The organism is Bacillus gaemokensis (genome assembly GCF_001590835.1).
In the GTDB taxonomy this organism is placed as follows: domain Bacteria; phylum Bacillota; class Bacilli; order Bacillales; family Bacillaceae_G; genus Bacillus_A; species Bacillus_A gaemokensis.
This window is the reverse complement of record NZ_LTAQ01000020.1, coordinates 24,218-34,968: the sequence shown is the minus strand read 5'-3', so window position 1 is coordinate 34,968 and position 10,751 is coordinate 24,218. Positions and strand designations below refer to the sequence as shown.

The following is a 10,751-nucleotide window of genomic DNA, read 5'->3' as shown; positions in this document are numbered from 1 at the left end:
CTTGACCTGGTATTTCATTTTCAATCGGCGTTACTGGCGCAATCGGTGTTTCAATTTGACCAGCGGCCGCTTCTTGACCTGGTATTTCATTTTCAACCGGTGTTACTGTTACATCATCTATTTGTTCTGTTGTTCCCGTTGTCGCTACATCTGGCAAATCGTTAGTAGCTGGAACATCATCTTGTGAGGAATCTTCTTGTAGTATAGCTATCTGTGGTTCGTTTTTTCGTAGTTTTCTAGGAATGGATACATTGTCACCCGCTGCAAGTGGTAGTTCTTCAATACCTTCATTTTCAACTTCGTCTTCTAAGCTCATTAATTGACCTTTATTAATAGCCGCGACATCTTCTAATGGTTTACCTTCTTCTAATTCTTGTTCTTCTTCCATAATCTCTAATTCTTTACTGTCTGTTCCTTGTAACTCTTCGCTATCTGGCATCTGTTCAAGTTCGGTTGTCTCTAATTCTGGCTTATCTTTATCAGATTCCATATTTTCTGATCCTGTAGCTGCTGCAAGCGCTTCTGGATCGTTTGTACTAATAGTTACATAGTCCTCTTCATCTTCTCCATATCGTCTAGAATTGGAGCCAAACTTATCATTAATAAATCCTCTTCCATAATCAACCGCTCTTTCAGACATTAAAGAAACGTCTGTCGCCATCCTATAAGCTGCTTTAGAAGCACTAAATGCAGCAACAAGACGATCTCTGAATAAATAACATAAAACAAACACTACAATTTGAAGAAGCATAGTTGATACATATCCAGCCGCTCCGGATTCTGGAAGGGTATATATCAGTTCTGAAATAGTGAACACTATAACCAGCAACACGGACATTATTATTTTTAATGCAAGTGGTCTGATCCATTCAGTAGCCCAACTAAAAAGAACCCTTCTTTGTCCTGGTAATAATGCTACAGCCATACAAATTGGTGCGATTATACTCATAACCATAAACCATAATTGAAAAGCAATTGTTAAAAGACAAAGTAATATAATCGGAATTCCAGTAAATGTATTAACCACGTAATACACAATCGTAAAAATAAGTCTTTCCCCTACACTATCTAATTTCATCATTACATTTTTATCTTTTATTTCTTGCTCTATAATCTTTACTCTGTCTTCCCCAGGTGGTGTTTTTAATAATTTATTTACTCGATCTTCTCCAATGCCTTCTTTTGAGTCTTTCCCATACTGCATAAACAAGTACGGTCTTTCAGTAAGTAACGTCCATATCTGTTTTTTTACTGCAAAAATAGCATCCTCTTTTGAACGTCCTGGATCTCCTGCAACTGTTCCCGTTGCTTTGGTTAAAATTTGAATACTAATTTCTGAACTGACTGTATTAGCTGATCTTAAAAATGTTGATACATTTGAAATAAACGTAACAATAACCGCTATTACTAGGACAGTTTTTACTATTTCTGAAAATCCTGTTAACGGTTGACGTTTTACAAAAAATATATAGGCTGCATAAAAAGCTGATAAAGCACAAGTTAAAGAGATAATTGAAGGAAGTAAACCACCCGATTTAAAACCATTGTGCTCTACTCCTGCGATATTTTGCATTGCTGTTCCTAACTTGTCGGCCACATTATCAATAATATCTAGCCTAAGGGATTGATCTACTACAAATAGAACACCCTTCACAAGTAATAAACTAAATTGAAAAGCAAGATCTACTCCCCATTGTGTTACGCTATATATTTTTCTTTGAATATCCTTCCCTATGCTATCATCACCAAACATGTAGCCCCAGGCTTTAGAAAAAAAGCCTTTATCATCATCTTTAGAAGGAGCTGTGTCTATTTGATAATGTGAATCCTTATATAAACCATCTGTATGACCTTCAAATAAATGATTAGAAATGGTATCTTCTTCCGCATGAGCCACATTAGAATTAAAAGACAAAATTGTAAACAGACAGAGCAACACTATTGCTCCTATTCTTTTCACTCACCTTCACCCCATTTGTGAACATGCTTAGGTTCTTTACTCCCCACAATTGAATCTAAATTGTGAGTGCTTCCCCAGGCCCATTCGGAATTTTTCCAATCTCCATTTTTATCTTGTAAAATGTATAAGCTTTCTCGTAATTTCTTATCTTCAACTGGATCATAATATACAACCTTGTAGTAATATTCATTCTTTTTCCCATCTAACTCATAACGATATAAGTCATATTTACGCCCTAGTTTCTTACTCGCACCTGGATTTCCGACCTTATCTGGCCCGAAATCATAAGTCTTATATGAAAGGTCATTTAACTGTTTCGTGTCCATATCAATATAGGCGCGTATATATTCCATAGCTACCTTATCAGCTTCTTTTGCCTTATCCGATTCCATTTGACAACCAGAAATGCTGATCAGTGCCAGCATTCCTAGTATTAAAAATTTAAAATTTGGCTTCATTATCTTCATTCTCTATACCTCCAGATGACTATACCGATTGTAATTCTCTTTCTTCGTCTGACTTTGTTGAAGTGTCAAAGGCCGTCAATAGTTCTTTAAATACTGGATCAACGTTGATGATTGCCGTACGTCCATATATATCCTGGAACAAGCATTGGCCCCTTTTAAGCTTTTTCATCATAGATACATTCTCATCTGTAATTGGGAGATTATAATAACTTAACATTTCCTCGGCTTCCTTATCGTATTTCATAGCAAACGAGAATTTCATACCTACATTGGCAACCTCACGATTTTCCGAATTAAAATCGCTGGCGTTTTGTGTACTAAGATATAACCCTGTATTGTGATAACGGCCTTTACGAATAATATCATCTGATAAACGAGAACCTTCACTATTTTTCAAGACGCTGGCCGCTTCATCTTGAACATACACTTTAAATACTTTTCTGTCAGAGTTCATTAAGGATTTTCCAAAGGCTGTCATAGTAATTAATACACTCTCTGAAAGTTTATCTATAATACTAACTGCTGGCTTCTTCGCATCTGGTAATTGTAAATGTTGAATTTGTAATACTTGTAATGGTCTTTCTAGACTTAAAACACGGTAATTTTGCCCTGGCTTACCGAATAACAATTCGGCTAACGGTGTTTTTTCAATTGTTTCTAAACGATGAATTAAAGAATTTAAACTATCTAATGCTTTTTCTGACATAACTTTTGAATCTCGATTTTTCTTCTCTTTCAATTGTTCCTTAACTAAAGTTAAACAAGGGTTTTCTAATTTCGTAACTTCCGTTATTGCATCAACTAAATAGTCATATCTAGAGTCTTCAAGATTTGCATTTGCTAAAAATGAAAGTAACTCTAAAGAAAGTCGCTTCGCTTCTTCTATCGAACTGCATATACGGAACGGATCAAGACACCCTGCATCCTCTGCACTTGCTCCTAATGTCCATACCTCTAACTGATCTTTTTTGAATCCTGGAAGTTTGATAGGCCAATCGCCCCTATCCCCTTTTGGATCTCCAACAAAGGCACGGCCGCCACTCATTACAATCCAGTAAACTAATAAATTCAATAAAAATGATTTACCTTTTCCTGTTTGGCCCGCAATCATAACTGACAAACTATCAAATTCATTCGCTATATTTTCTAAAGCTTTAGCTGCTAAATCTGGTTTGATGAAAACAGGACGGTTTAATTTAGCTGTTCTTCCTAAATAAAACCCTTTGTTATCACCAATCTGAGTCGTTGCACCAAACATTCCCTGTGCCAGCACCCCAGGCTCCACGTATAATTTAAAGTCAGTATTATAACGATGTGAACCAGGTAAAAACTCATAGAAGTATGCAAGTTGGTCACCAAATGGATTTACTAATTCAATTCGCATTTTCTTGTATTCTGATATTAATGCATTAATTCTAGTTTGAAGAGTTTTCTTATTTTCAGCGTATACACAAAAAAGTACACTCATTTCATATCCTGGCATTCCAGTAGTTTGAAATCTATCTTGAACGTGTTTAACCCCTCTTACTTTTCGAACTATAGTTAAATCTGTTGTTTTCCCTCCAACCATTGCTTGACGGCGCTGATCGTTTAATTCCAGCTCACTATTAGTTAATTGCTTTGTTACTATTTCATTATCCATATGGTGTGCCCGAATACTAATTTCAACCGGAAATTTCAAAGAGTGAGACTGAATCCGATATATCCACTCTAAACCTGGAAAAATGGATTCTTCTGGCATAGACTTTACAGCCAAGAAAGCAACATGCATTTTCTCCAAATCACCATCCTCATTTTGTCTTTCTAAAATCAAGGATCTTCCTGGTGACTCATCAATTAAACAATCTGTAAGCTTTACAATCTCCTGCATACGGGTACGGCGTACTTTTTTAGGTTTTCCGTTGCTGTCAAACAGTTCAATTGTTTCCCCTATATTCCATTCTTTCACTCTCTCTGGTTCAGTCATTCCGCGTGTAAAGTTTTGTTCAATTAAAAATTTAAGCGTCGGCGCTGTAAGACGATTTACAAATTTAAACGTATTAATCAATTGACCATGAATAACTTCATCCATATCTTTATATTCTTCAATCTCATCTTCCAAAATATCTGATTCATGTAAACCTATTGCTTCATGTGCTGCATTTGTAAAACCTTGTCGCATACGTTTAGCAAATTTGGCCGTTTCAACAATAGGATTTCGGGCCTGTTTTTGTTTCTTTTCTTCATTGACTTGAACAAGTATATAGAAGTGATATTCTGTATTTTCGGTTGACATTGCCGAACGTTTCAGATATTGCTTCATTTTCCCGAAAAGCCAGCGACCCGTTGGAGCCATTGGGCCGCTTATACTTTCAATATGTTCATCTAAAATTTCATCGGAGTTTGTTGTGCGCGGGATAACCAATAAGTGTAAGTCACATTCTAAATGAGTAAATAATGTTGTTTGATTTAAAAAGTAACCTTTTTTTGTACTTTCATCATGAAAATCATACTCAAATCCTTCAACCTCGTAACCTAACCAAACCCTTCCATCAACACTAAAGCAAAGATTTTCTTCAACATGTTTAGTTGGGAACCTCGTTAAAGTTTTCAGCATATATCGCTTCCTCTCCCTCTTCCTCATTAATAAATGTAAGTTCAAACGCCGCAATATCTTCTGTTTGTTTAGATTGCGAAGATGAAAGTTTTATTACTTCTTCTTTTGAATATTGGATAAAAATTGGACTATTAAAAACATAGATCTCTGGTTTTCTTAAACGCATTGATCTATTCATTTGATGTGTTCGCATTTTAAATGTGATCCACGAGCGAAAAAAAGCAAAAAATGATTTTCCATCTGTCTTATAACGATCTAGGCCCCATACAAGCAAAATAGGGAGTACAACATAATACAGAAAGTAATAGTCATCAGCTAGTGGCCCCACGATCCAACCTGTTAACGGAAACCATCTTAATAAAACAAACAAAGCAACAATTAATATAAAATAGCCCATCAACTTCCACGATACGGGCCGTGGAAGTTGATAACCTAATATTTCATATTGTCTTCTTTCATATTTCATAAAGCTCCCGAAACTGTATACTTTAATTGGTTTGCTCTTTCTATCCCTATCTCGCATTCTCTTACAGCCCTAAAAGTCCAGAAATCCATGTACCAACATTTTTTAATACATCTGGCTTTTGTACAAAGAAGATTAATAATCCGCCACCAAAAATTAAAGTTACTAAAAGCCCCCATGCACGTTTCACAAATAAGAAAATTCCAGCCACGATAAACACCACATACAGGGCCATAGTCCCTTGACTTTTAACCTCCTGTAATAGCCCATCTAAACCAATCCCCAAATACAAACTTTTCATTAGTCCTGTAAAAAACATATCCAAATTCCTCCCCTTAAATATTCTGGATTTGTGTTACTACAAACTGGCCTTTTTGTTTCTTTACAACTAACTTATAATGCATTGTCATTTTCGCTTCTGAATCAGAATTAACAAGAATGACATTTACATCCACTTCGTATTTTTCTTTTTGATTTTTTACTGGATATACCTTCGCATCAACAACCCGATCAAGCTTCATTTTACCTTCAAGCCCCTTAACGTCTTTGTCTTCTAGTACATAACGCAATTCGGCTTGTGTGGCTGTTGTATACGATTTAAAAAACGTTGGTAAAAACTCTTTTATATCCTGTTTAACATCAAAATTGTTAATTTCTTCTCGTTTTTCTTCTTTTTCTTTGATTTCAGCCTTTTCATTGATATTTACTACTTTGGGAAGTCCAGAAATAACAAATGCGTTTTTATTTGCTGTAATTGGAATAGAAAGGAATTGTTTTGCATTTTTTTCTTCATTTGGTCGATATAATTTGTAATTCACCCTTAGAACAATATTCGCTTTATCTTTACCAGTTTCTTTGACCATGCTAACTACAGACTGAATATGATTTGAATCCCATTGAGCACTCTTCACATCGAATCCCCCCTGTTTATCCAGGGTTTCCATCAGATAAGATTTCAAATGATCTTCGCGCTTTTGCTTTCCCTCATCTGTTCGTTGCCAAGTGTAATATTCTTTAGCAAATGACTTTGCAAATTCAATCGCTTCTGGTCTTATTGCTTGATTTTCTGTATTTTGCTTTAATTCCTCATTTTGAGAACTGGCGCGAACCGCTTTTGTACTGTTACCCTTAACAACGGTACTAACCGAAACGGCAAATATCCAAATAAACGCCACCCAAAAAATGATTGCGCCTATTTTTCGCCCACGATTTTTTGGCGCTTTGAATTGCTGGTTGCTGCCGCTAGGCTTTAACTTTTTCAATAACTCTTTCCAGTTCAATATATTCCCCCCTATTCAATTATCAAAGTTCATTAAATCCTTACTTTCTCTTCTGGATTTTCTAAATCGCGATAAATAGGGCCAAATGGATCTTTTATATAATCCTCAAAAGTAGCCACATATACTGGTAATTCTGGACTTTCCACCCCTTTTAAATGCCGAAGTAATTCTTTTTCTCTGGCTGCATCTCTAGCCACAAATACCAATCTCCATGTTAGGATTGGATAAGAAAAGCCTACATTTTGATCATATTCTTCAATTTTTTCTTCACGTTGTAAAAAATCGTTATATCGTCTAATTTTCTTCAAAAGAACATCTTTTGTACCGAATGTCCTTTCCATTTCTAAAAACAATCCTACATTGGCATCGATCATATCTTTAACACCAATTACCGCAATTCCATCTGGTCGAATAACATCGACTGAACTTTTCGAATATCGAAATGTTGCTCTAGGTTCATTTATCCACTCTTTCAACTCTAATTTTTCTTCTTTTTCTGATTGGAGCGTCATGGAACACTCTAGATGAGCTAACATAAGACTGTGATAAACAAATGTCGCAACACGTTCTGACCATCTAGGATTCCAATGTACTTCCCCCCTCAACTCTCGAACCATTTCTACACCATACTTTGTGAGTGTATACACGTTTTGAGGTCTTCCCGACTTCCTCACTTGATTTCTTATAGAAGGAATGGGTAAATGTTCATGTTTGATGTATTCCCCCTCTTCCAGCCTGCGAAGGCGGTAATATACGGAGTTTTTTCGATGCCCTGGATAACATTTCGATTCGATATATTCCAGGTCTAAGTACACATGAGTATGCAAATCAATTAATAGTTTTTGGTCTTCTTCTGATAACATTAGGTGGGCCATCATGTTTTCTCCCTCTCTAGCATGTCAAATATGCTTTTTTTCTCTTCTTCTTTCTTCTTAGGTTTCTTTATTTCTGACTGCTCTTTTATTTCCTCTGGCTGTCGTTTTTCTTCAATCGCTTTTTCTACTATTGGCTTTTCTTCTTTTACTGTTTCTGGTACGACTTTTGTCTTTTTCTTTTGAAACAATGGGATGATTTTCGCTTGCTGTTCTTCTTTAACGCTTATATTTGATGTTTCTTGCTGCTTTTTTGTTAGAAACGGTGTATCTGTTGACTTATTTTGCACTGGTTCAGTAGCTTTTTCTTTTTCAAGAGCGTTAAAAATCGAATCTTTCGAATGTTCCGATTTCCCTAGAGGTGCTTTTTCCTTCTTAGATCCACCCTTACCATAAAGAAACTGATCTATTTCTTTATCTATTTCTTCAATGGATTTTCCTGTTTGCTCTAATTCTTTGATTTTTGCGTGTGTCCATGCGTTAGATGCATTTATCATTGATTCGTTGCCATAAATAGCAACTTTCCCGTCTGGTAAATAGCGATCTAGTGGCGGAACTTCTATCGTGCACCATACATCTTGTGCCTTTCCGTCAATTTTATCTTGTGTTTGAACGGCAACAACCAGATCAGGTAATCCCTGTAAATACTGTGCTCGAAAACGCTTTTGCATAATGTCTTCTAAGACTTTAGCTGAATCTGGCCCTTGACGACAAACAAAGAAATTACCACCAATTTCTTTTAATGCATCCGCCAGAGCTTTGTCTAATTGTCCTGTGATTTGTTGTGTAATTGGCCATAGGCCCAGACCATATTTTCGGTCTTCTGCTACGATTTTTGGAAGGATTGGTACTTGTACTTTGTGGGCTTCGTCAATAAAAGTTAAATGTAGTTTTGATCCAATTGGTCGTTGCTGAACAATGCGATGATATTGATTCATGATATATCCAATTGTTAGTTGAATATCGTCTGGTTGCATATCAGATAAGTCATAAAAAATAATATGCCCTTCATCCATCCACTTTCTAATGTCTAATGAAAAGCCAGATTGACCATACATTCTTTTCAGATATGTTGTACTTCTAAATAAATCTAATCTGTTCAAAATACTTTGGATACTAGCATCCAAAGTATCCCTAACGTCATATTTCCAATAATGGGAATAATATTTTGCTTCTGGCCCCTCTAAATTTGATAGGACTCGCGCTCGGAATAGCTCGTTTGTCAAAAACATTGGAATACTAAGTGTGTTGTGCTCTTGTTTTCCATCAATTAGCAAAGTTCCAATTGTAGCCTTTAAAATACGCTCTGTTTGAGGTGCTTGACCTGGGATAATTGATTTAATAATACTTAAAATTGAGTTAATAACTGTTTGGGTATCTTCATTCGAAGATCTATGAAGTAAATTCAGTGCTGGAGGATGTTGTGAATGCCGAAAGCGAATGAAATGCACTTTATTCCAATCAACTTGTTTTCCATCTAATTCCGCTTTCAACATGCGGTTTAGTGCGATAATTGCGAGGTCTGGAGTAGGATCAAAAAGAGAAAAACCGCTTGCATTTTCTGAATCATCCATCAATTCATCAATGACACTTTCTATGATAGCCATTGCGACTGTACTTTTACCCGATCCAGTTTTACCAGTTATTGCACCCATCTTTTTCATTTGCTCTTTTGCTATTCTGACCAGGCGGTCTTTTTTCATTGGATGTCTGGCGTAACCTACGCCAATTCCATCAGCAAGCAATCCAGAGGGTAACATTTCTTCTCCCTTATCGAGATACAAAATTTTCTTTTCTACTTTATCCTTTTTATCCCCCTTGATCTTTGGAAGGTGAAGTAAATTTGCAAGCTCTGACCCTGTCCAGGTCATTTTTCCATAACTCGGATATGGAACCTTTAAGACTGAATGTTTTAATCTTCGATATCGAAGCTCATTTACATCAGCCATAATACTTGCAACCATATTCCCTAAATTTTTCAGAACAGGGACACCAGGATAATGTTCACTAGCAAATGATACAGCGACTTGAAAAGCCATTTCATTTCCAGCAAAACGTCTGTTCAAATTTCTATACTCTTCTTTCTCAAAAGCATCTAGGCCGAAACCAGAACTATGCTTTTTTCTCTTCTTAATTGCTTTTTCTGCTTTTCGTATGCCTTTTATCAAACGATGTCCGTTATCTGGAGAAAAAGAAATATCAACCCACGTTTTTTCCTCTGTTGCATTAAGTAACGTTGGCAACACATCTTTTGTGTATCTTGCTAAAGACAAAGTTGCTTCAAGATGCTTACGTTTCAATACCATGCGCCCGCCAACAGCTTTCCAAGTCGGGAATGGTACCTCATCCATCCTTTGTTCATACACTTCTGCATGAATATAGAGGCTGCAAAACGCCTGGACGACACGTTGAATCCCATCTTCTGGCCCTGCAAGATAAAAACGAACTCTTTCTTCTTTTCCTTCTGGGCGATACATGAGCAAGCGATACCAATCACGCCCTTTGAATAACCGCTCTAATGGACGGCGACCAGCTCCGTGCACTTGACGGATCATACGTCCCAAAGTGTCTACCGTCATGTCATCTTCCACATGAGGAATGATCATAACGTATCGGTAACGTCTTCTCTCGATTTGATACAACAGAACACGGCGTATGATCTGCAATAAAACTACTGCAAGTAGTCCCCAGATCAACAGCTGCACTATCTGAACCACGACTGGCATCCATCGAGAAAGTTCAGATAGAATTTTGTCTCGTGAAAACCATACGGCGGCTCCAGCTCCCAGGATAAGAAGCATCGGCCAATTTTTAGTGACGAAATCGTCAATTTCTCTGTCTAGTTTGCTGCGTGACAACGTCCCACCTCCGAACATATTTGGAGCGAGAAACAGCGTAACAAGTCAGAATCTCGTCTGACAGAGAAAAACAGTACAACCAGTAAAAGCCGAATAAAGACAGCTTGCTGGCATGTGATACGAGACGAGACTCGGAAATGAACCGCCGCCGCCCGCACGTAGTTTAAAAGAAAATTTTCGCCTGTCTGATGACTATTCATACGAATTAGTCTATCATCCAGGGAAAGCTTCGTATTCTGTGATACCTGTATTATA

Annotated in this window: 8 protein-coding genes; all 8 read right to left on the bottom strand. The window is 36.8% G+C overall.

Annotation, left to right across the window (positions count from 1 at the left end; translation table 11 throughout):
- On the bottom strand, nucleotides 1-1,960 hold a 1,960-nt coding region (locus tag AZF08_RS16635), incomplete at its 3' end, for a CD3337/EF1877 family mobilome membrane protein (RefSeq protein WP_063177317.1).
- Nucleotides 1,957-2,427 (bottom strand): hypothetical protein, encoded by a 471-nt coding sequence (locus AZF08_RS16630; protein ID WP_033678084.1) that lies wholly within the window; start codon nucleotides 2,425-2,427, stop codon nucleotides 1,957-1,959. The genes AZF08_RS16630 and AZF08_RS16635, both read right to left, overlap by 4 nt.
- Before the next feature lie 19 nt (nucleotides 2,428-2,446).
- On the bottom strand, nucleotides 2,447-5,023 hold the full coding sequence (locus AZF08_RS16625; RefSeq protein WP_033678082.1) for an ATP-binding protein: 2,577 nt from the start codon (nucleotides 5,021-5,023) through the stop codon (nucleotides 2,447-2,449).
- The gene (locus AZF08_RS16620; protein ID WP_033678080.1) at nucleotides 4,992-5,546 is read right to left on the bottom strand and encodes a TcpE family conjugal transfer membrane protein; all 555 of its coding nucleotides are present in this window, start codon (nucleotides 5,544-5,546) and stop codon (nucleotides 4,992-4,994) included. Before AZF08_RS16620 ends, AZF08_RS16625 begins: the two co-directional genes overlap by 32 nt.
- A gap of 4 nt (nucleotides 5,547-5,550) precedes the next feature.
- Nucleotides 5,551-5,805, bottom strand: a complete 255-nt coding sequence (locus AZF08_RS16615) for a TcpD family membrane protein (RefSeq protein ID WP_033678078.1) — start codon at nucleotides 5,803-5,805, stop codon at nucleotides 5,551-5,553.
- A 16-nt stretch (nucleotides 5,806-5,821) separates the two neighbouring features.
- Nucleotides 5,822-6,766, bottom strand: a complete 945-nt coding sequence (locus tag AZF08_RS16610) for a conjugal transfer protein (RefSeq protein ID WP_051725925.1) — start codon at nucleotides 6,764-6,766, stop codon at nucleotides 5,822-5,824.
- Between the two features lie 32 nt (nucleotides 6,767-6,798).
- On the bottom strand, nucleotides 6,799-7,641 hold the full coding sequence (locus AZF08_RS16605; RefSeq protein ID WP_033678077.1) for a replication-relaxation family protein: 843 nt from the start codon (nucleotides 7,639-7,641) through the stop codon (nucleotides 6,799-6,801).
- Nucleotides 7,641-10,496, bottom strand: coding sequence for a type IV secretory system conjugative DNA transfer family protein (locus AZF08_RS16600; protein ID WP_033678075.1), 2,856 nt, complete (start codon nucleotides 10,494-10,496; stop codon nucleotides 7,641-7,643). Before AZF08_RS16600 ends, AZF08_RS16605 begins: the two co-directional genes overlap by 1 nt.
- Nucleotides 10,497-10,751 lie beyond the last annotated feature (255 nt).

Excerpts from the sequence above, each read along its gene's own strand:
- AZF08_RS16630 (WP_033678084.1), bottom strand. The coding sequence starts at position 2,427 with ATGAAGATAATGAAGCCAAATTTTAAATTTTTAATACTAGGAATGCTG.
- AZF08_RS16605 (WP_033678077.1), bottom strand. The coding sequence starts at position 7,641 with ATGGCCCACCTAATGTTATCAGAAGAAGACCAAAAACTATTAATTGAT.
- AZF08_RS16615 (WP_033678078.1), bottom strand. The coding sequence starts at position 5,805 with ATGTTTTTTACAGGACTAATGAAAAGTTTGTATTTGGGGATTGGTTTA.
- AZF08_RS16625 (WP_033678082.1), bottom strand. The coding sequence starts at position 5,023 with ATGCTGAAAACTTTAACGAGGTTCCCAACTAAACATGTTGAAGAAAAT.
- AZF08_RS16620 (WP_033678080.1), bottom strand. The coding sequence starts at position 5,546 with ATGCGAGATAGGGATAGAAAGAGCAAACCAATTAAAGTATACAGTTTC.